This window comes from Actinoplanes hulinensis, assembly GCF_019429605.1.
Taxonomy (GTDB): Bacteria; Actinomycetota; Actinomycetes; order Mycobacteriales; family Micromonosporaceae; genus Actinoplanes; species Actinoplanes campanulatus.
The window spans coordinates 208,994-229,500 of sequence record NZ_JAHXZI010000016.1 but is presented as its reverse complement, the minus strand read 5'-3'; the positions used below and the strand labels follow the sequence as shown (position 1 = coordinate 229,500).

General features: G+C 70.4%; 21 protein-coding genes and 1 pseudogene. 17 read left to right on the top strand and 5 right to left on the bottom strand.

All coding sequences use genetic code 11. The annotated features are described in order from the left end of the window. The first annotated feature begins 66 nt into the window (after nucleotides 1-66). Genes KZ829_RS29000 through KZ829_RS28980 form a run of 5 tightly spaced genes read left to right on the top strand, consistent with a single transcriptional unit; the run spans nucleotide 67 to nucleotide 4,621 of the window. Nucleotides 67-1,527, top strand: a complete 1,461-nt coding sequence (locus KZ829_RS29000; RefSeq protein ID WP_220147074.1) for a menaquinone biosynthesis decarboxylase — start codon at nucleotides 67-69, stop codon at nucleotides 1,525-1,527. Beyond that, nucleotides 1,524-2,417: a menaquinone biosynthesis prenyltransferase MqnP gene (mqnP, locus tag KZ829_RS28995; protein ID WP_220147073.1), complete on the top strand. Its 894-nt coding sequence runs from the start codon at nucleotides 1,524-1,526 to the stop codon at nucleotides 2,415-2,417. The genes KZ829_RS29000 and mqnP overlap by 4 nt, the downstream gene beginning before the upstream one ends. Before the next feature lie 31 nt (nucleotides 2,418-2,448). Further along, nucleotides 2,449-2,961: a SigE family RNA polymerase sigma factor gene (locus KZ829_RS28990; protein WP_308285704.1), complete on the top strand. Its 513-nt coding sequence runs from the start codon at nucleotides 2,449-2,451 to the stop codon at nucleotides 2,959-2,961. After that, entirely contained in the window at nucleotides 2,945-3,985 is a 1,041-nt protein-coding gene (locus tag KZ829_RS28985) for a hypothetical protein (RefSeq protein WP_220147072.1), read from the top strand. The genes KZ829_RS28990 and KZ829_RS28985 overlap by 17 nt, the downstream gene beginning before the upstream one ends. Nucleotides 3,986-3,997: 12 nt before the next feature. Then, complete coding sequence (locus KZ829_RS28980) at nucleotides 3,998-4,621, top strand: UbiX family flavin prenyltransferase (RefSeq protein WP_220147071.1); 624 nt, start codon at nucleotides 3,998-4,000, stop codon at nucleotides 4,619-4,621. Here KZ829_RS28980 and KZ829_RS28975 read toward each other — a convergent pair. Further along, a complete protein-coding gene (locus KZ829_RS28975; protein WP_183225950.1) occupies nucleotides 4,618-4,893 on the bottom strand; it encodes a BldC family transcriptional regulator in 276 nt (91 codons plus the stop codon). The two genes, KZ829_RS28980 and KZ829_RS28975, sit on opposite strands and share 4 nt — an antisense overlap. Nucleotides 4,894-5,108: 215 nt before the next feature. Between KZ829_RS28975 and KZ829_RS28970 the strand changes: the two genes are divergently transcribed. Genes KZ829_RS28970 through KZ829_RS28960 form a run of 3 tightly spaced genes read left to right on the top strand, consistent with a single transcriptional unit; the run spans nucleotide 5,109 to nucleotide 7,946 of the window. Continuing rightward, a complete protein-coding gene (locus KZ829_RS28970) occupies nucleotides 5,109-5,558 on the top strand; it encodes an Lrp/AsnC family transcriptional regulator (protein ID WP_183225949.1) in 450 nt (149 codons plus the stop codon). Beyond that, the gene (cds1, locus tag KZ829_RS28965; RefSeq protein ID WP_204297484.1) at nucleotides 5,558-6,655 is read left to right on the top strand and encodes an L-cysteine desulfhydrase Cds1; all 1,098 of its coding nucleotides are present in this window, start codon (nucleotides 5,558-5,560) and stop codon (nucleotides 6,653-6,655) included. The genes KZ829_RS28970 and cds1 overlap by 1 nt, the downstream gene beginning before the upstream one ends. A gap of 34 nt (nucleotides 6,656-6,689) precedes the next feature. Beyond that, nucleotides 6,690-7,946 (top strand): gluzincin family metallopeptidase, encoded by a 1,257-nt coding sequence (locus KZ829_RS28960; protein WP_220147070.1) that lies wholly within the window; start codon nucleotides 6,690-6,692, stop codon nucleotides 7,944-7,946. On the opposite strand, the gene KZ829_RS28955 is transcribed toward KZ829_RS28960, so the two are convergent. From KZ829_RS28955 to KZ829_RS28940, 4 genes are all read right to left on the bottom strand, one after another. Further along, nucleotides 7,930-8,553, bottom strand: a complete 624-nt coding sequence (locus KZ829_RS28955; RefSeq protein ID WP_220147069.1) for a putative glycolipid-binding domain-containing protein — start codon at nucleotides 8,551-8,553, stop codon at nucleotides 7,930-7,932. The two genes, KZ829_RS28960 and KZ829_RS28955, sit on opposite strands and share 17 nt — an antisense overlap. 384 nt (nucleotides 8,554-8,937) lie before the next feature. After that, complete coding sequence (locus KZ829_RS28950) at nucleotides 8,938-10,848, bottom strand: DEAD/DEAH box helicase (protein ID WP_246636412.1); 1,911 nt, start codon at nucleotides 10,846-10,848, stop codon at nucleotides 8,938-8,940. Between the two features lie 309 nt (nucleotides 10,849-11,157). Continuing rightward, complete coding sequence (locus KZ829_RS28945) at nucleotides 11,158-12,621, bottom strand: hypothetical protein (protein ID WP_220147067.1); 1,464 nt, start codon at nucleotides 12,619-12,621, stop codon at nucleotides 11,158-11,160. Between the two features lie 184 nt (nucleotides 12,622-12,805). Then, complete coding sequence (locus KZ829_RS28940) at nucleotides 12,806-14,383, bottom strand: C40 family peptidase (protein ID WP_308285703.1); 1,578 nt, start codon at nucleotides 14,381-14,383, stop codon at nucleotides 12,806-12,808. Between the two features lie 234 nt (nucleotides 14,384-14,617). Between KZ829_RS28940 and mqnE the strand changes: the two genes are divergently transcribed. From mqnE to KZ829_RS28900, 9 genes and pseudogenes are all read left to right on the top strand, one after another. Next, nucleotides 14,618-15,787, top strand: coding sequence for an aminofutalosine synthase MqnE (gene mqnE, locus KZ829_RS28935; protein ID WP_220147065.1), 1,170 nt, complete (start codon nucleotides 14,618-14,620; stop codon nucleotides 15,785-15,787). A 22-nt stretch (nucleotides 15,788-15,809) separates the two neighbouring features. Further along, the gene (locus KZ829_RS28930) at nucleotides 15,810-16,220 is read left to right on the top strand and encodes a hypothetical protein (protein ID WP_183225941.1); all 411 of its coding nucleotides are present in this window, start codon (nucleotides 15,810-15,812) and stop codon (nucleotides 16,218-16,220) included. A gap of 12 nt (nucleotides 16,221-16,232) precedes the next feature. Continuing rightward, complete coding sequence (locus KZ829_RS28925) at nucleotides 16,233-16,544, top strand: DUF4229 domain-containing protein (RefSeq protein ID WP_220147064.1); 312 nt, start codon at nucleotides 16,233-16,235, stop codon at nucleotides 16,542-16,544. Between the two features lie 64 nt (nucleotides 16,545-16,608). Continuing rightward, entirely contained in the window at nucleotides 16,609-16,935 is a 327-nt protein-coding gene (locus KZ829_RS28920; protein WP_188120668.1) for a PadR family transcriptional regulator, read from the top strand. After that, nucleotides 16,932-17,225, top strand: a pseudogene (locus KZ829_RS44920) (hypothetical protein); the annotation flags it as partial. The gene KZ829_RS28920 and the pseudogene KZ829_RS44920, both read left to right, overlap by 4 nt. A 68-nt stretch (nucleotides 17,226-17,293) precedes the next feature. Next, nucleotides 17,294-17,542: a signal peptidase I gene (lepB, locus tag KZ829_RS44175; RefSeq protein WP_281428265.1), complete on the top strand. Its 249-nt coding sequence runs from the start codon at nucleotides 17,294-17,296 to the stop codon at nucleotides 17,540-17,542. A gap of 230 nt (nucleotides 17,543-17,772) precedes the next feature. Then, nucleotides 17,773-18,693: an ABC transporter substrate-binding protein gene (locus tag KZ829_RS28910; RefSeq protein ID WP_220147062.1), complete on the top strand. Its 921-nt coding sequence runs from the start codon at nucleotides 17,773-17,775 to the stop codon at nucleotides 18,691-18,693. Beyond that, entirely contained in the window at nucleotides 18,690-19,739 is a 1,050-nt protein-coding gene (locus KZ829_RS28905; RefSeq protein ID WP_308285702.1) for a FecCD family ABC transporter permease, read from the top strand. The genes KZ829_RS28910 and KZ829_RS28905 overlap by 4 nt, the downstream gene beginning before the upstream one ends. Next, entirely contained in the window at nucleotides 19,736-20,506 is a 771-nt protein-coding gene (locus tag KZ829_RS28900) for an ABC transporter ATP-binding protein (protein WP_220147061.1), read from the top strand. The genes KZ829_RS28905 and KZ829_RS28900 overlap by 4 nt, the downstream gene beginning before the upstream one ends. The last annotated feature ends 1 nt before the right edge of the window (nucleotide 20,507 follow it).

Genomic DNA, 20,507 nt, shown 5'->3' with positions numbered 1-20,507 from the left:
CTCACGAAAGTCTCCAACGGGAGTCCCGGATCTCCAGTGACGGACTCGGGTGCCAGACTGGGGACCATGGCGCCGCGTGGATTCCCCTATGCCGATCTGCAGAGCTTCATCGCCGCCCTGGAGGAGGCGGGTGAGCTGCGGCGGGTCACCGTGCCGGTGGATCCGACCCTGGAGATCAGCGAGATCGTGACCCGGACGGTCCGGGCCGGCGGTCCGGCGATCCTCTTCGAGCGGCCCACCCGGGGCGACATGCCGTTGGTGATCAACCTGTTCGGCACCGAGAAGCGGATGGCCATGGCCCTCGGCGTCGACCGGCTCGACGAGGTCGGCGAGCGGATCGGCGCGATCGCCAAGCCGGAGCTGCCAGTCGGCTGGTCCGGCATCCGCGAGGGCATCGGCAAGGTGCTCCAGCTCAAGTCGATGCCGCCGAAGAAGGTGAAGACCGCTCCCTGCCAGGAGGTCGTGCTCCGGGGCGACGAGGTCGACCTGAACCGGCTGCCCGGGCTCCAGGTGTGGCCCGGTGACGGCGGCATCTTCCACAACTTCGGGCTGACCCACACCAAGCACCCGGAGACCGGCAAGCGCAACCTCGGCCTCTACCGGCTCCAGCAGCATTCGAAGAACACGCTCGGCATGCACTGGCAGATCCACAAGGACTCGACCGCGCATCACGCGGTGGCGGAGCGGCTCGGCCAGCGACTTCCGGTCGCGGTCGCGATCGGTTGCGACCCCGTGGTGACGTACGCCGCGAGCGCCCCCCTGCCGGCCGACATCGACGAGTACCTGTTCGCCGGTTTCCTCCAGGGCGAGCGGATCGAGATGGTCGACTGCGTGTCCGTCCCGTTGCAGGTGCCGGCCGAGGCGCAGATCGTGCTGGAGGGTTACCTGGAGCCCGGCGAGCGCCTCCCGGAGGGCCCGTTCGGCGACCACACCGGCTACTACACCCCGGTCGAGCCGTTCCCGGTGCTGCACATCGAGACGATGACCATGCGGAAGAAGCCGGTCTACCACTCGATCATCACGTCCAAGCCGCCGCAGGAGGACCACGGCCTGGGCAAGGCCACCGAGCGGATCTTCCTGCCGCTCGCCAAGATCCTGATCCCGGACATCGTCGACTACGACATGCCGGCCTCCGGCGTCTTCCACAACTGCCTGATCGTCTCCATCCGCAAGCGCTACCCGAAGCACGCGCAGAAGGTGATGAGCGCGATCTGGGGCGCCCACCTGCTGTCGCTGGTCAAGCTGATCGTGGTGGTCGACGAGGACGTCGATGTGCACGACTACAACGAGGTCGCCTTCCGTGCCTTCGGCAACGTCGACTACGCCCGCGACCTGATGCTCACCGAGGGCCCGGTGGACCACCTGGACCACTCCTCCTACCAGCAGTTCTGGGGCGGCAAGGCGGGTGTCGACGCCACCCGTAAGCTGCCGACCGAGGGTTACACCCGCGGCTGGCCGGAGGAGATGACGATGGCGCCCGAGGTGGTCTCCCTGGTCGACAAACGGTGGAAGGAATACGGGTTGTGACGTCGCTGGAAGAGAAGCCCGGCAAGATCAAGGCCTTCCTGCGGCTGGTCATGATCGAGCACTCGATCTTCGCCCTGCCGTTCGCCTACCTGTCGTCGCTGGTGGCCATCGAATCCCTCGACGAGACGGTCGCCGGACACTGGCTCGACCTGGCGCTGGTCACGATCGCGATGGTGTCCGGGCGGACCTTCGCCATGGCGGCCAACCGCATCCTGGACCGCAAGATCGACGCCCTCAATCCGCGTACGCGGAATCGCGAACTGGTCACCGGAGCCGTGAGCCTGCGGACGGCCTGGACCGGCGCCCTGATCTCGCTGGTCGTCCTGGTCGTCGCGGCCGGCCTGCTGAACCCGCTCTGCCTGGTTCTCTCCCCGCTCGCGGTCGTCCCGCTGGTGATCTACCCGTACGCCAAGCGGTTCACGAACTTCCCGCACTACGTGCTGGCGCTGGCCCAGGCGGTCGCCCCGGTCGGTGCCTGGCTGGCGATCACCGGCACGTTCAGCGGCTCGTGGCCGGCCTGGGTGCTCGGTGTCGCGGTCGGCCTCTGGATCGGCGGCTTCGACATCATCTACGCCTGCCAGGACGTCGAGGTGGACCGGAAGATCGGCGTGCACTCCACCCCGGCCCGGTTCGGTGTGCGGACCGCCCTGCACATCTCCACGGTCACCCACGTGCTCTGCTTCGCGCTGTTCGTCTGGTTCGGCCAGCTCGCCGGTTTCAGTTGGGCCTGGTGGGCCGGCCTGCTGGTCACCGGCGCCGGTCTGGTCTACCAGCACGTCGTGGTGACGGAGAACGATCTCTCCAAGGTCAACCGGGCGTTCTTCACGGCGAACGGGTTCATCGCCATCGCCCTGTTCGTCTTCGCCCTGATCGATCTGTACGTGCTGTAACCCATCGGCCGGTGGCGTCCGTCTTATCCGCGTGAGCGATAGAGAGGCCGACTTCCGCGAGTTCGTCGGCGTGCGGATGGAGTCGTTACGGGGACTCGCGTACCTCACCTGCGGTGACTGGCAGGTGGCCGAGGACGCGGTGCTGTCCGCCCTGGCCAAGCTGTACGCGAAATGGAACCGGGTGGAGAACCCGGACGCGTACGCGCGAACCGCCGTGGTGCGGGCGGCCATCGACGAGACCCGCCGCCCATGGTGGCGGCGTGAACAGTCCCGCAGCCACGCCATGCCGGACGCGCCCGCCCCCGGTGACGCCACCCAGGCCGTCGACGAGCGCCTCCGGATGCGCGAGGCGCTCGACGGCCTGCCCGCCCGGCAGCGGGCCGTGCTGGCGCTGCGCTTCCTGGAGGGCCTCAGCGTGCAGCAGACCGCGGAGGCGCTGAAGTGCCCGGAGGGCACCGTCAAGGTCTACACCGCGCGTGGTCTCGACGCGCTCCGCCGCATTCTCGGCACTGAATGGGAGGCCGTTCATGAAGCCGCTGTCTGAGCTGTTGCAGGAGGCCAAGGTGGATGCGCCACCACCGCGCTACGACGTCGACCACGTGGTCGCGGCGGGCCGGCGGCGGATCCGGCGCCGGAACTCCGGGTGGGCGCTCGCGGCCGTGGTGGCGGTGGCCATCACGATCGGGGTTCCGCAGATCGTCTCCCGGAGTGCCGCGCCCGTCCCACAGCCGCCGGCCGCGTCGGCCACCCAGGCCCCGGCTCCGACCCTGGCGCCGGACCACCAGATTCCGTCCGTTTTCCGATTCCACGGATATCAGACGGCCTCGTTCAAGATCGGGGACCCGACGAGCGTCGGCCCCGGTTACACCGGAACGTGGGCCTCCCCGATCGAGAACGGCCGGAAGGAGTCGCGGCTGATGTCGTTGGTGGTCTACGAACCCGGCGTCGATCCGGTGGACCGTCTGGGTCTCACCCGGGTCGCCGACGTGGCCCCGGTCAAGGGCCGGCCGGCGTTCACCGTGTCCTGGCCCGCGCCTTACGACGGCCAGGGCCTGGTCTGGGAGTACGCCGACAATGCCTTCGCGGTGCTGACTCCGGATCCAACGGGCGCGAAGCTCGAGGAGATGAGGGAGGTGGCCGAGGGCTTCGGCCTCTCCGCGGAGCGGCCGGTCCTGGCTGCCTTCAAGGTCGGCTATCTGCCCGGCGACTTCCGGTTGCGGGCGGTCAACCAGGAGAGCGATGAGTTCTCGGCGGTCCACTTCCTTCCGGTTTCGGCGATGCGTGAGCCGGTGCGGAAGGCGCTCCGGCGCTACGAGGCCATCAACGGGACCGAGGGCAGCATCCAGATCGTGTTGCAATCGCTGGTGCCGGGCGGTGCGGCCGGCTGCGGTTGTCTCGCCTACCGGAAGATCGGCGACGGTCACGAGGTGAGCATCAGTGGCGCGATCTCGAAGGCCGAGGCGCGGAAGATCCTCGACTCGCTGGAGGTGGCCACCCCGGGCGACTACTCGACCTGGGTCCCGGTCGCTCAGATGGTCCCGGAGGAGTACCTGTACAAGGGCGAGTAGCACACTGGTGACATGCGCGAACCCTGGATCGTCGGCGTCTCCGGCGCCTCCGGCACCCCGTATGCCAAGGCGGTGCTCACCGCACTGCTGGACGCCGGCGAATCCGTCGACCTGGTGGTCTCCCGGGCCGCCCGGCTGACCCTGCTGGACGAGACCGGCGCGACGGTCCGGGACGCGCACTGGAAGGATGACGTGGCCGCCTGGCTGGGCCGGGACCTCGGCGATCTGGCCTACTGGCCGGCCGGGGACCTGGCCGCCGGCCCGAGCAGCGGCTCCTACCCGGTCCGTGGGATGGCCGTGGTGCCGGCGAGCACCGCGGCCTGCGCGGGCATCGCCATCGGGCTCTCCAAGGACCTGCTCCAGCGAGCGGCCGAGGTGAATCTGAAAGAACGGCGCCGTACGGTGATCGTGCCCCGGGAGACTCCGGTCACCCGCAGTCATCTGGAGCATCTGATCGCCCTGCACGACGCCGGGGCGGTGGTGCTGCCGGCCAGCCCCGGCTTCTACGGCTCCGGGGCCGGCGCGACAGCACAACAACTGATCGATTTCGTGGCCGGAAAAGTGCTCGACGCGCTGGGCGTACCCCACACGCTCTTCCGCAGATGGACCGGCGATCTGGGCGAGGGACGCGCCTAGCGCAGGCCGTTGGGCGGGCCGTAGCCGGGCCCGGGATGGCTCGGGCCGTTGTTGCGGGGCTTGTTGGCGGCGTCGTCCTCGCGCATCTCCTCGATCACACCATCACCTTCAAGGAGCGCGCGCACTTCGGATTCACGGAATCGGCGGTGTCCACCCGGAGTACGGATACTGCCGATCCGTCCGGCTGCGGCCCAGCGCGTGACCGTCTTGGGGTCGACGCGGAACAACGCGGCCACCTCGCCCGGTGTCAGCAGACGATCTCCAGTGTCCACAACCCCCTCCTCGGTTTTCGGTTATCTGGAGCGGCCGGTGGTCACGGTGAGTGTCGGCGTGCTCGATCGGGACGTAAAGTCATTAGAGCACCGCCCCTGAACCAAGTCCGTGAAATGCGGAAAAAGCCCCGATTGCGACAGTGGTCATTATCCTGCCGCCCATTCGCCGCTACCGGGCGTGAAGGCCGGAGCGCCACCCGATTAGGGTTTCTCCCATGGACTCCATCGACCTCCGGCTGATCGACCTGCTACGAGAGAACGCCCGCTCGTCGTACGCCGAACTCGCCCGCAAGGTCGGCCTCTCCGCCCCCGCCGTGCACGAGCGAGTCGGTAAGCTCGAGACCGCCGGGACCATCCGCGGTTACCGAGCCGACATCGACCACGAGGCGATCGGGCTCGGTGTGACCGCGCTGATCGGCATCATCGAGGACTCCGGCGCCGACACCGACGACGTCCTCGCCGCGGTCCGCGCCATGCCCGAGGTGGAGAGCTGCTATTTCATGGCCGGCGTGGAGTCCTACCAGCTCATCGTGCGGGTCGGCACGATCGCCGAACTGGAGCAGCTGATCGTGCGGATCAACCGGACCCCGGGCGTCGCATCGACCCGGACCGCGATCGCTCTCTCCACCAAGTGGGAGAACCGCCCTCAGCCGGGCCTCGGGTAATGGAGATCACCGACTTCGGGCGCTGCGAGCGAGTCAACCGCGACTGGGCACGTGAGGCCATCGGTCAGGTCGAGGCCGACGCCAACCGGTCCGCCGACACCCACCTGCTCCCCTTCCCGCTCCCCGCCGCCTGGGGCATCGACCTTTACCTCAAGGACGAGTCGTCGCACCCCACCGGTTCACTGAAGCATCGCCTGGCACGGTCGCTTTTCCTGTATGCGCTCTGCAATGGCTGGATCGGGCCGAGCACGACCATCGTGGAAGCGTCGTCCGGATCGACCGCGGTGAGCGAGGCCTATTTCGCGCGAATGCTCGGCCTGCCGTTCATCGCCGTGATGCCGGCCGCCACCTCGCCGGAGAAGATCTCGCTGATCGAGTTCCAGGGCGGCCGGTGCCACCTGGTGAGCGATCCGACCCAGGTGGTCGCCGAGGCGCGGCGGCTCGCGGCCGAGCTGGGCGGGCACTTCATGGACCAGTTCACGTACGCCGAGCGGGCCACCGACTGGCGCGGCAACAACAACATCGCCGAGTCGATCTACAACCAACTGGAGCGCGAACGGCACCCGGTCCCGGCCTGGATCGTGGTCGGCGCCGGCACCGGCGGCACCAGCGCCACCATCGGCCGGTACGCCCGCTACCGCCGCCTCGACACCAAGGTCTGCGTTGTCGACCCCGAGGGGTCGGCGTTCTGGCAGGCTTATCTCGCCGGTGACTGGAGCGTCGTGACCGGCCGCGGCTCCCGCATCGAGGGGATCGGCCGCCCCCGGGTGGAGGCGTCCTTCCTGCCCTCGGTGGTGGACCGGATGATCCACGTCCCGGACGCCGCGTCCCTGGCCGCGATGCGTGCCGGCTCGGCCGTCCTGGGCCGGCGGGTCGGTGGCTCGACCGGCACCAACCTGTGGGGCGCCTTCCGGCTCATCGCCGAGATGCTGGCGTCCGGGCGCACCGGATCGGTGGTGACGCTCATCTGCGACGGTGGCGAACGCTACGCCGACACCTATTACTCCGACGCCTGGGTGGGCGCCCAGGAACTGGACCTTTCGTCGTACTCCGGGGTGATCCGCCGATTCCTTGACGATGGTGGATGGCCCGGGTGACGTGCGCTGAAGAGGCGTGATTAGATCCTCGTCCATGGGGGATGGAAGAAACTCACGTCTCGGGGCCGTGCTGCTCGTGGCCCTGGTGGCGGTGGCGTCGGCCGGCATCGTGCTGTGGCCGACCGGCGACGGCACCACAGCCGTCGCGGCCCGCCGCGTGACGATCGAGCCGAAGGCCCCGCCCACCCCGCTCGAACAGGTCGAGGCGCTCCTCGAAGCCCAGGTCGACGCGCTGACGAAGGGCGACGAGAAGGGCTGGCTCGCCCCGGTCGACGCCAGATTGCAGGCGCGCTACCGGGCCATCTACCGCAACCTGCGGGCGCTCGAGATCTCCTACACCAAGCTGACCATCGAGCAGCTGCCGGAGACCGGCGGCTCGCTGAACGTGGGCTTCCAGCTCGACTACTGCTTCAGCACCCAGCTCTGCCGCGACGGCGGTGGGAACCCGAACTTCGGCTACAAGCTCACCTGGAAGCCCCGCGGCAGCTCATACGTGATCACCGGGATGACCGGCTCGGGCAAGGAGAACTACCTCCAGCCGGCGCCGTGGGAGAACACCCAGCTCGCCTTCGCCGCCGGCCGGCGGGTCATCGTGGCCGCGCCGCCGTCCCAGCGTAAACACCTGAACCGGGTGCTCCAGGTCGCCGAGAAGGCCGCCGCCGTCGCCGACCGGTACGCCGGATACACCGGCAACCCGCAGGCCCGCTACCGGGTCTACCTGGCCGACAACAAGTCGTGGAACAGCTGGTACGGCGGAAAGTATCCGGCCTGGTCGGTGGCTTACCAGCTGCCGCTCGGCCGGGTCGGCGGCGACGTGGTCGTCCGGATCAGCGAGATGCCGTCCTCGAACAAGGAACTCACCACGATCATCCAGCACGAGCTGGCCCACGTGGTGACCCGCGCCTCGTCCACCAACTACGACGAGGAGGAGGACCTCTGGCTGATCGAGGGCATCGCCGAGTACATCGGCTTCCTGCCCGCCAAGCCCGGGGCCACCTACAACAAGGACCTGCTGAGCTACTCCTTCGGCCAGCGCGGCGACCTGAAGACGGTCGTCGTGAAGCCGCTCACCGCCAAGTCGGACGACCTCACCGTCGCCACGCTCTACGCCACCGGGCACTTCGCGGCCGGCTGCATGGCCGCCAAGTACGGCGACAAGAAACTGCTCGACTTCGTCGACCGGGTGGTTCAGCTCGGCGAGGAACTCGACCCGGCCTCCCGCGCCGCCTTCGGCACGCCCTTCAAGAACGTCGACAAGGCCTGCGTCAGCTGGATCAAGCAGCGGACCTGATCCGCCGCGCCAGCCCCGGGTAGTCCTCGACGAAACCGTCGTCGTCACAGGTCAGGTCGGCACTGAACGTCTCACTGGCGAACCGGATCCGCCGGTCGCCCAGCGACGTGTAGATCTGGTCCGCCTGCACCACCTCCAGGCTGGGCACCAGCACCCAGGCCACGCTGAGCCGGTGCGACACGCCCGCCTCCGCCCGCAGCAGACCGAGCCGGCGGATCGGCAGCGTGTTGAACATCGGGGAGCCGCCCAGATCGGCGTCGAACGCGCCGTACAGCAGATCCGGGTCCTCACAGCCGGGCTGCCCGGCACGGGCGTGCCCGTTCGCCACCAGCGCCGCGTCGAGGTCACCCTGCTCGGAGGCGGTCACCCGCCAGCGTCCCGCCGCCAGCTCCAGGCGCACGGTCCGTGCCCAGCCGGCGCCCTCCGCGCGGGCGTCCAGCCGGCTCGTCGCCCCGTCCGGCCCGGTCTGTACCTCATAACGGCAGGAATAGGGCACCGGCGCGGCGGCCAGGATCGTCCCCTGCGCATACCGATCCACATCCAGCATGGTGTGCTCGGCGCCGGGCACGTCCTTGCGCTCCCAGAACAGGGCGATAGGCAACGGCATGCCGGTAACCTACCTTTTTCTACCTGCCGCGGCGCGCTTTCCTTTTCTTGTACGGGCTACACCGCCCCCACCGAATCCTCCCCGTCCCGCCGGTTCACGCGGCCAGGTGCCACTCCAGCCTGTGCCGCGCCCACCGGGCTGAACTCGGTGGTCCGGCTGTTTCGATGCGGTTGAGACAGCACTGGGGGCCAGCTGAAGAACCGAGCTCAGCCCGGCGGTCGCGTCGCGGGCTTGACCCGGCAGATGGTCGCGGGGTGCCACGGGACGGCCCGGATTCGGCGGGGCGGGGTAGCCCGTACCAAAAGGAAAGAGCGCTGCGGCAGACGTCAGAAAGGGCGAAGCCCCGGCGCGTGAGCGGCCGGGGCTTCGTGGTGTTTCAGTTGATCAGTGGCTGCGAGCCGGGCGGGAGGAGCCGAAACGGTTCGGGCCCTCACGGCGGTCGGTGCGCTGGCCGTCGCGGCGCTGACCTGACGGGCGGTCGCCGAAGCGGTCGCCGGCCGGCCGGTCGCCGAAGGAGCGCTGCGGGCGGTCGCCGAACGAGCGGTCGCCCTGGGGACGGTCACCGTAGGAGCGGTCGCCCTGGGGGCGGTCGCCGTAGGAGCGGTCGCCCTGGGGACGGTCACCGTAGGAGCGGTCGCCCTGGGGGCGGTCGCCGTAGGAGCGCTGCGGGCGGTCGCCGAACGAGCGGTCGCCCTGGGGGCGGTCGCCGTAGGAGCGGTCGCCCTGGGGGCGGTCGCCGTAGGAGCGCTGCGGGCGGTCGCCGAACGAGCGGTCGCCCTGGGGGCGGTCGCCGTAGGAGCGCTGCGGACGGTCGCCGTAGGAGCGGTCACCCTGGGAGCGGTCGCCCTGGGGCCGGTCGCCGAACGAACGCTGCGGGCGGTCGCCGAAGTTGCGCTCGTTGCGGTCGCCGAAGGAACGCTGCGGCCGGTCACCGTAGGAACGCTGCGGACGGTCGCCACGGGGACGGTCGCCGAAACGGCCACGGGAACCGCCGGAACGCTCGCGACGGGGCTCCGGCTCCTCGACCACCGGGACGCCGCTCGGCTCGCGAGCACCGGTGACCTCGGCCAGCTTCTCGTCGCCCACGCGGACCCGGAACTCGCCCGGCGAGACACCGGCCTTCGACATCATCGCCTGGGTGCTGCGGCGCTGCTTCGGCAGAACCAGCGTGACGACCGCGCCCGACTCGCCGGCCCGCGCGGTGCGGCCGGCCCGGTGCAGGTAGTCCTTCGGGTCCTTCGGCGGGTCCACGTGCATGACCAGCGAGATGCCGTCGACGTGGATGCCACGGGCCGCCACGTCCGTCGCGACCAGGACGTTCGTCCGGCCTTCCTTGAACTCGGCGAGCGTCCGGGTACGGACGCGCTGGGTCTTGCCACCGTGCAGGGCACCGGCCCGGACACCGACCGCGGCCAACTGCTCGACCAGCCGGTCCACGCCCATCTGGGTGCGGGCGAAGACGATGGTCTTGCCGTCCCGGTTCGCGATCCACGAGGTGATCGGGAACTTCTCGGCCGGCGGGATCAGCAGCAGGTGGTGCTCCATGGTGGAGACACTGGCCTCGGCCGGGGCGGTCGAGTGCGTCACCGGGTCGTGCATGAACCGCTGCACCAGGGTGTCGACGTCACCGTCCAGAGTGGCCGAGAAGAGCAGGCGCTGCGCCGACGCGGGGGTCTTCGCCAGCAGGTCGGTGACCTCGGGCAGGAAGCCCATGTCGGCCATCTGGTCGGCCTCGTCCAGCACCGTGATCTCGACGTCGTCGAGCTTGCAGGCGCCGCGCTCGATCAGGTCGGCGAGACGGCCCGGGGTGGCGACGATCACCTCGACGCCGCGGCGCAGGGCGTCCATCTGACGGTCGTACGGCACGCCGCCGACCGCGGTCTTCAGGAAGACACCCACCGCCCGGCCCACCGGCATGAGCGAGTCGGCGACCTGCATGGCCAGCTCACGGGTCGGCACCAGGATCAGGGCCTTCGGGTGGTGCGGGCGGGCGCGGCCGCCCTTCGCGATGCGAGCGAGGACCGGCAGGCCGAAGGCCAGCGTCTTGCCGGAACCGGTCTGGCCACGGCCGAGCACGTCGCGGCCGGCCAGCGCGTCCGGCACGGTCGCGGCCTGGATCTCGAACGGGGTGGTGATGCCCTCACGGTTGAGGACTCGAACGATTTCGGACGGGAGCCCCAGGTCGGCGAAGCTACGCACGTCACTTTCGGTGACCGGCTGCTCGACGGGCTCACTGTCGGGGGTCGTGCTCTCGAGGACGGACGGGAACGTGCTGGGATCAGCGAAAGTGGTCAAGAGAACCTCTCTACGGGGGCGCATGCTCGCGAATGGCCCGCCGCGGCCCCTGATCGGGAACCGCCCGCTGAAATGCCCGCAAGAACGCCCGTGGCGTGCACCGGGTGGGCACGCCGCGTCAACAACTAACAATCAGTGTACGGGTGAACGTCGAAACATCCGACCGCATTCCGGCCGGGTAGTGGGCCGTCTCACCCCGAAGCGCAAACCTAGCCAGCTTAGGCGGCCGGGGCCCCGAGCGGCAAAACACCGGGGCCTCGCGCTTCTGTCGGACTCGCGTCAGTTGCTCACGCGGTGACGTGACGTTGGCTACTTACCCGTCAGATTGCCGACGAAGTCGGTGAAGGCGTCACCGGCGGTGAAGATGAACACCAGGCTCACGGTCACCAGCAGGCCGAGGACGGCGAGCATGGCGATGACCACCTTGAGGTTGCTGCGGCGCTGGTCGACCGGGGCGTCGTACCAGCCCTGGGCCAGGATGTGCCCGGTCAGCGAACCGGAGTTCTCCACCGGGTCGGAGACCGGCATGGTCATGTCGATGGCCGGGTAGCCGCCGGTGCTGTAGACCGTGCCGGCCTGCCCGCGCTGTTGCGGCTCGTCGCCCGAGGTCGGGTTGACCGGGGTGGTCGGCGAGCTGCCGTAGGTGGTCGGGTGCGGCGTTCCGGTGTGGACCGGCTGGGTCATCTCGATGTTCTCCGGCGACGACGGGAAACCCCGGTACGGCGTTCCGCGCGGGGTGCCGTACGAGGTCGGTGGCAGGCCTGCCGGAGCGTCACTGGGCGGCAGGGTGTAGCTGGGCAGACCGTTCCCGATCACCGGGGGCGGCGGCACCGGGCCCGGGATCGGACCCGGTCCGGGGCCCGGCGGCACCGGGTTGGGGCCGGGACCGGGCGGCACCGGGCTCGGGCCGGGGCTCGGGGGCACCGGACTCGGGCCGGGGCCGGGCGGGGTCGGGCTCGGCGGCACCGGGATGGGTGGGACCGGGCCGGGCGGGACGGGGCTCGGTGGCGCCGGGACCGGCTTGACCGGGCCGGGTGCGGGCGCCGGGTTCGGCACCGGGAACGGCGTCGGTGGCTTTTCCGGCTCGATCGGTGCCGGTTCGGCCGGTTTCGACGGCCCTGGGCGGGGCACCGGCCTCGGCTGCGACGGCTCGGGTTCGTCCGGGTCGGCGGGCTTCTCCGGTTCGGGCTTCTCCGGTTCCGGCTTCTTCTCCGGTTCGCCCGGTTCGCCCGGTTCGTCCGGCTCGGGCTTCTTCGGGTCGGTGGGCTCGGGCTCGGCCGGTTTCGGGTCGGCGGGCTCTTCGAGCGAGGCGATCGAGCCGTAGACCTTCGGTTGTGCCGTGGCGCGAGCGGAAGCGGGCACCTCGTCGGCGGCCGGCTTGACGGAACCGGGCACGGCGGCGCGTGCGGTCCCGCTGCTGGGAGCGGCCGAGACGGGTTTGGCCGAGCCGACCGCGGGGGCGGCCGAGACGGGTTTGGCCGAGCCGACCGCGGGGGCGGCCGAGACCGGCTTGGCCGAGCCGGCCGCGGGGGCGGCCGCGGCGGGCTTGGCCGCATCGGTGGCGGGGGCTGCGGAGACCGGGACCGAAGCGGACGCCTTGACGGCCGGAGCGGCCGGGGTGTCGGAGACGGGAGCCGCGCTGTCCGAGGCGGCCCACAGGGCGCCCGGCGCCGGCGGAGGTGGTGGAGCGAACCCCTCGGCGTCGTTAGCGGGCGGCGGCGCAGCGGGCGGCGTCCCGATTTCGCCGTCCTTGGTCGCCTGCTGCTCGTCCATGGAAATCCTCCCGAACCGACCACCGCTGCCGACGGTTTCGGACGTCGGGCGCTGACCTTAACCGTGCCACATCAGCCGGTGTGAACACACCCGGCATCAGCGGCACCCGCTGCGGGACGGTTGTCCGATCGACGGATGGGCCGTTTTCCGGGCGTACTACTCGATTCTCGCCGGCGCGACTGGCTCAGTCGCTGGACGAAGCGGACGGGGAGGCGGATTTCGAAGCGGACGGGGAGATGGATTTCGAATCGGACGTGGCGGCGGTCTTCGACGCTGACGTCACGGACGCGGAGCCGGCCGACGACGACGTCGCGGCGGCCGAGGACGACGAACCGCTCTCGCCAGGGGTCGGCGTGGTCACCGGGATCGTGCTGTCGGACGGATTGGGGGTGGGACTCGGCGACGGGCTGGCCGACGGCGACGGTGAGGTGGACGGCGACGTCGACGTCGACGGCGAGGCCGACGGGGACGTTGAACTGGACGAGCTCGGTTTCGGCGTCTTGCTGCTCGACGGACTGCTCGACGGGCTGGTCGGCGGCTTGCTGGTGGTCGAACTCGGGCTCGGCGACGTGGCCGGCTCGTCCGGGTCGGGAGCGCCGAGGTCCGGCGTCTCGGTGTCACCCTCGATCGACCCGTACACCCGGGTCGCCGCGAACAGGCGGCTCCACCGGACCGGGGTGAGACGGACGTTCAGGCCGGTCCGCGGGGCCTCGACCATCATGCCCTCGCCCGCATACATGGCGACGTGGTGAATGCCCGTCCAGCTGCTGGAGGAGCTGAAGAAGAGCAGGTCGCCGGGGAGCAGCGAGTAGCGGGAGACCACCCGGTCACGGGTCTGGTAGTACTGATCGCGGGAGACCCGGACGAGCGGGTAGTTGGTGGAGCGGTAGGCCGCGTACATCAGGCCGGAGCAGTCGTACCGGTCCGGGCCCTCCTCGGACCACACATACGGATCGCCGCGCTGGGCCAGCGCGAACTCGAGCGCCTTCACCGCGCGCGGGTCGGCGTCGCGGCCCTCCTGGGAACCGGCCAGGTACTCGGCGCCGAGCTGCTGGTCAGCCGCGTTCGCCGTGCTCTCGGCGGCGCTGATCTCGTCGCGGTGCTCGTCTTCATACTTCTTCTGGGCCGCCTGTTTGCGGCCGATCTGCGTGTTCAGAGAGGTCCACTGTGCGGAGAGGCTGCTGTGCCGGTTGCCGGCGAGCAGGTGCTCCTCGGTGGCGGTCTTGACCGCGGCCTCGGCGGCGGCCAGGCGTGAGGCGGCCGCCTCGTACGACGTGGCGTCACCACGCTGCATGCGGGACAGCGCGTCGAGGTCGAGCAGACCGGAGTCGAGGGCGCCGGGCGGCAGGGCGGCGGCCTCCTGCATGGTCGCGGCGGCGGCCTCGGCGGCGATCGTCTTCGCCTGGGCGGCGGCCTGCTGGGTCTCGGTGACCCGCTGTGCCGCGGCGGTGAGGTGGGTCTGGGCGAGGTCGCGATCCTGGCCCAGCCGGATCAGCTGGTCGCCGAGGGCGGCGATCTCGGCGCGGCCCTTCTCCACCTTCTGAATGACCGGGCTGGCGACGACTCCGGGCGTGATGAGCGACGGGGTGGTCGGGGTGGGGCTGGCGGTCTGCGCGCCGGGGAGGACGAGCGAGGCGAGATGCGGGGGGCGTGCCCCGGCGTCCGGCACCGAGGTGGAGCCGGTCACCGAGACCGGATCGGCCATCGCCGGGATCGGCTGGAAGAGCGCTGCGATCGCGGCCGCGACCGCGGCTGAGCACACGACAGGTCGAAAGCGGGACCGCACGAAGCGCATGCGATTCGGCGATCCGTGCCGCAATGCCTTGGACATCAGCTTCCCGTCCGCGTCGGTGGGCGACCGCCGCTTGTCGTTCCTACTGGTTCATACCGCAAGCCGCGCACCCATGTCGATCCAATGAAGGTGAAAGCATGCTGAGAATTATTCGACTCAACGGTGCCGCGGGCCACCCGAGCGGCGGGACGTACCCTCGACCGCATGGATGCGGGGTTGAAGCGTGAGCTGGAAGCGAAGGTCTACGCCGGTGAGCGGCTGAGCCGTGCGGACGGTATCGCGCTCTATGAATGCGATGATCTCGCCTGGCTCGGCCGCCTGGCGCACCACAAGCGCACCGAGCTGAACGGTGACCGGGTGATGTTCAACGTCAACCGGCACCTCAACCTCACCAATGTCTGCTCGGCCAGCTGCGCGTACTGCTCCTTCCAACGCAAGCCGGGCGAGAAGGACGCGTACACGATGCGCATCGACGAGGCCGTCCGCAAGGCCAAGGAGATGGAGGACGAGCAGCTCACCGAGCTGCACATCGTCAACGGCCTGCACCCCACCCTCCCCTGGCGGTACTACCCGAAGGTACTGCGTGAGCTGAAGGCCGCGCTGCCGAACGTGAAGCTCAAGTGCTTCACCGCGACCGAGGTGCAGTGGTTCGAGAAGATCAGTGGCCTGTCGGCGAGCGAGATCCTGGACGAGCTGATGGACGCCGGCCTGGAGTCGCTGACCGGTGGCGGCGCCGAGATCTTCGACTGGGAGGTCCGGCAGCACATCGTGGACCACGCGTGCCACTGGGAGGACTGGTCCCGGATCCACCGGCTGGCCCACGAGAAGGGCATGAAGACGCCCGCCACCATGCTGTACGGGCACATCGAGGAACCGCGGCACCGGGTCGACCACGTGATGCGGCTGCGCGAGCTCCAGGACGAGACCGGTGGGTTCGCGGTCTTCATCCCGCTGCGCTACCAGCACGACTTCCACGACTCGGCGGACGGCAAGGTCCGTAACCGGATCCAGGAGCGCACCACGATGGCGGCGCCGGCCGAGTCGCTCAAGACGTTCGCGGTGTCCCGGCTGATGTTCGACAACGTGCCGCACGTGAAGAACTTCTGGGTCATGCACGGTCTCTCGGTGGCCCAGTTGTCGCTCAACTTCGGCGCCGACGACCTGGACGGCTCGGTGGTGGAGTACAAGATCACCCACGACGCCGACTCGTACGGCACCCCGCACACCATGCACCGCGAGGACCTGCTCGATCTGATCTGGGACGCCGGATTCCAGCCGGTCGAGCGGGACACTCGTTATCAGGTGGTACGCGAGTACGAGAAGGCGCCGAAGCTGGCCGAGCGCCGCAGTGAGCCCCAGAAGATCTGGGCCTGACCCCATACGGACGGTGACGTTGATGACCCAGCTGAAGAAGGACGCGACCGGCCGCCTGGCGACGATCGGTGACCTGCTGGGTTCCGCCTTCGCCGGGTTGGCCGCCGGCGCCGCCGTACTGTTGATATTCGAGGCGGTGATGGCGCTGACCGGCCTCGGTGAGTTCGGTGAGTCGAACGGCTGGCTCGCGCTGATCCTGCCTGTCTGGCTGTTCGTCGAGGAGTTCCGGGCCGAGGGCTTCGGCGCACACCGGATCATGGTGAGTGGTCTGGCCGCCGGCTTCGGTGTCGCGGCCGGGATGACCGTGGCCGGTGTGGTGTCCGAGGTCGCTCCGCCCTTGGTCAGCGGCGGCTCCGGCGCCCTGACCGGTACGGTCGTGTACTGCCTGGTCTGGTTCTACGGCCTCCGGTGGCTCAGTCACCGGTCCGGCTGAGGGAGATATCGCATGAAGCCCGCCGTCAAGTACACGCTCGGCCGCCTCGGACTGTTCGTGGCCGCCTTCGCCGTGTCGTTCCTCCTGACGCCGTTGAACGTCCTGGTCTGCGTCATGGTGGCGTTCGTCGCCTCGGCGGCTCTCTCGTTCATCCTGCTGCGCCGGTGGCGTGACGAGATGGCCGAGCAGCTCGGCGAGATGGCGGCCCGCCGTACCGCGGAGAAGGACCGGTTGCGCTCGGCGCTCGCCGGTGACGAGGAGGCGGCCGCCGCGGGGGACCGGGTCGCCGCCGCCGACGTCGTGGAGCACGGCAAGAACCCCTGAGCCGGCATCTGATCGATGCCGGCCCCTTGACTTCGGGTAAGTCGAGTTATGTAGAGTTTCGGTCATGCCGAGGACACCGCATGCCTCGCCGCAGACCCTGCGGCTCTTCGAGGCGCTGATGAAGGACCCCTCCACCTGGCGTTACGGCTACGACCTGAGCCGGGAGACCGGCCTGGCGTCCGGGACGCTCTACCCGATCCTGATGCGCCTCACCGAGCAGGCGCTGCTGGAGGCCGGCTGGGAGCCCTCCGACCAGCCGGGCCGCCCGCCCCGGCACACCTACCGGCTGACCGGCGACGGGGTGGCGCTGGCCCGGGTCCGGCTGGCCGACGCCGCGGCCAAGGCCGCGGCCCGCCGGGGCACGAGCCTGGCGATCGTGAGGCCGGCATGAGGCGGGTGCTGTACCGGATCTTGAAGATCGCGGTCACGGGCAAGCCGTGGGGCGAAGCGGTGCTGGCCGAGTTCGATCAGACGACCGGGACCTGGGCGGCGCTGCGCTGGACGGCCGGCGGCCTGTGGGTCGCGGTGCGGGAGCGGCCGGTCGCCTACGGGGTCGCGCTGGCCGCCGTGCTGCTCGCCGCGACCACGTCGTTCTCCTTCTCGGTCTGGTTCGTGCCGAGCAACGCCATGACTCCGACCCTCGCCGTCACGAGCCGCCACCTGGTCGACCGGATCGGTTACCGGGTGACCGGCATCGACCACGGCGACATCGTCGCTCTCCGGATCCCGGACGCGCCCGGGCACGAGACTTGCTCCGGGTCATCGGCCTGCCCGGTGACCGCATCGAGTGCCGGGACGGGCGGGTGCTGCGCGGCGGCACGGCGCTCGACGAGCCGTACCTGTCGTTCGAGTCCGAGGTGGTCGGCACCGAGTGCGCTCCGGTCACCGTCCCGGACGGCGCCGTCTATGTGCTCGGTGACAGCCGCCCGGTGGCCTTCGACTCCCGCCATTGGGGCCTGATCAGCGCCGACGATGTGACCGGAAGGCTCGTCATGTGATGCCGATGAGGTTGCGGGACGGCCGTGGGTTAGCGTTTCAGGGACCGCGCCGCAGCGAAGCCGGTGTGAAACCGGAGCTGTCCCGCAACTGTGATCCCTCTTCGGAGGTCTAGCCAGGTCGCCTGGGCGTCGGTCGCGATTCAGCGCTCCCGGGGAGGGGCGCCTCGCGGGCGGCGGCCAGCGTGGCCCCTGTCGGCGAAGCACCACCTGACCGGCCGACAGGAGGACCGATGAAACGCCTGCTCACCGCTGCCATAGCGGCCACCGCACTGTTCCTCGCCGGATGTGCGGGCGACGAACCCGCGCCCGCCACCGCGTCCAGTTCCGCCGCCGGTGCGTACCCGGTCACGGTCGGCGCCGTGACCCTGACCGCCCCGCCCGCGAAGATCGTGTCGCTGAGCCCGACGGCCACCGAGATGCTCTACGCGATCGGCGCCGGGTCGCAGGTCACCGCGGTCGACGACCAGTCCACCCACCCGGCCGACGCGCCGAAGACCGACCTGTCCGGTTTCAAGCCGAACGCCGAAGCGATCGCGGCCAAGGACCCGGACCTCGTGGTGCTGTCCAACGACTCCGACGGCATCGTGGCCCAGCTCGGCAAACTGTCGATCCCGGCGTTCGTGTCACCGGCCGCCGCCACCCTCGACGACACCTACCGGGAGATCACCGAACTCGGCGCGCTCACCGGTCACCCGGCCGAGGCGAAGGCGCTGAACGAGCGGATGGCCGCGGACATCGACAAGATCGTCAAGTCGGTGCCGGCCCGGAGCAAGCCGCTCAGCTACTACTACGAGCTGGGCCCGGACCTGTACTCCGCCACCTCAAAGACCTTCATCGGCTCGGTCTTCAACCTCTTCGGGATGACCAACGTGGCCGACGCCGCCGACCCGGACGGCAAGCTCGGCGGCTACCCGCAGCTCGCCCAGGAGTCGCTGGTCCAGGCGAACCCGGACACGATCTTCCTGGCCGACACCAAGTGCTGCCAGCAGTCCCCGGAGACGGTGAAGGCGCGGCCCGGCTGGGCGTCGATCGCCGCCGTCAGCAAGGGCCAGATCTACGCCCTCGACGACGACATCGCCTCGCGCTGGGGTCCCCGTACCGTCGATCTGGTCAAGGCCGTGGGAGACGCGGTGAGCAAGGTACCCGCGTGAGCCGGCGCCGGCCTGCCGGGCTGCGCCCGGCGTGGCTGGCGGCCGGAGTGCTCACGCTGCTGGGCGCGATGGTTCTGGCGCTGGCCTTCGGGTCGGTCCGGCTGCCGCCCGGCGGCGTCGCGGTGGAGATGCTCAATCTCCTTCCGGGGGTACGCCTGGACAGCGGCCTGACCGACCGTGAGGTCGCGATCCTCACCCAGCTCCGGCTGCCCCGCGTGGTGCTGGGCGCGCTGGTCGGCGCGATGCTGGCCCTGGCCGGCGCCGCCTACCAGGGCGCCTTCCGCAACCCGCTGGCCGATCCGCACCTGCTCGGGGTGGCGGCCGGCGCCGGTCTCGGGGTGACCGCGGTGATCGTCCTGCGGGCCACCGGCGAGGTCACCGAACTGCCGATCGGGGCGCCGATGGCGGCGTTCGTGGGCGCGGTCGGCGCGGTGGCCCTCACCTGGCTGCTCGGTGCGGCCGGGGGCCGGGACCGGTCGCCCGCCACCCTGATCCTGGCCGGGGTCGCGGTGTCGGCGTTCCTGTCCGCGGCGCAGACCTACCTGCTGCAACGGAACGTCGAGTCGGTCCGTGAGGTGTTCTCCTGGACGCTCGGCCGGCTGTCCACCGCGGGCTGGCACGACGTGCGGGTGATCCTGCCCTACGTGGTGGTGACCGCCGTGATCGTGCTGACCCAGCGCCGCGAGCTGGACGTGCTGACCGTCGGCGACGCCGAGGCGACCAGCCTGGGCCTGCACCCGCAGCGGTCCCGCTACCTGCTGATCATCGCGGCCTCGCTGGGCACCGCCGCCGCGGTCAGCGCCTCCGGGCTGATCGGCTTCGTCGGGATCATCGTGCCGCACACGCTGCGACTCATGGCCGGGCCCAGTTACCGGGCGCTGCTGCCGCTGTCGCTGCTGTTCGGGGCGGCCTTCCTGGTCCTCGCCGACCTGGTCGCCCGGACCGCGGGCGGAGACGCGGAGATCCCGATCGGAGTGGTCACGGCGTTTCTTGGCGCGCCCTTCTTCGTGCTGGTGCTGCGGACCAACCGGTCGGTGCCGTCATGAGCGCGATCGAGGTCGAAGGGCTCACGGTACGGCTGGACGGGGCCCTCATCGTCGACGGTGTGGACCTGGACGTGGCCGAGGGCGAGTGGGTCACCGTCATCGGGCCGAACGGGGCCGGCAAGTCCACCGCGCTGCGGGCCATCGGCGGGCTGCTGGCGTTCGGCGGGACGGTCCGGTGGCACGGCGTCCCGGCCGACCGCCTGTCCCGGCGCGAACGGGCGAAGGCGGTGGCCACCGTGCTCCAGTCGCCGGTGGTGCCGCCGGCCATGCGGGTGTTCGACTACGTGCTGCTCGGGCGTACCCCGTTCATCCCGCCGCTGGGCCGGGAGTCGGCGACGGACCTGGCCGCGGTGGAGGAGGTCCTGGTCGCGCTGGACCTGGAGTCCTTCGCCGGCCGGCGTCTCGAGACCCTCTCCGGCGGGGAGCGGCAGCGGGTCTTCCTGGCCCGGGCGCTCGCCCAGGGCGCCGGGATCCTGCTGCTGGACGAGCCGACCAGCGCCCTGGACATCGGCCACCAGCAGGAGGTGCTGGAGCTGGTGGACCGGCTGCGCGCCGAGCGGGGCCTGACCGTTCTCGCCACCATGCACGACCTGACCACCGCCGGTGAGTACGCCGACCGGATGTTCCTACTGGCCGCCGGCCGGGTGGCCGCGTCCGGCACGCCCGCCGAGGTGCTGACCGAACCGCACCTGGCCGAGCACTACCGGGTCAAGGTCCGGATCATCGAGGGCGACAGGGGACCGCTCGTGGTGGCCGTCCGCGGCTGAT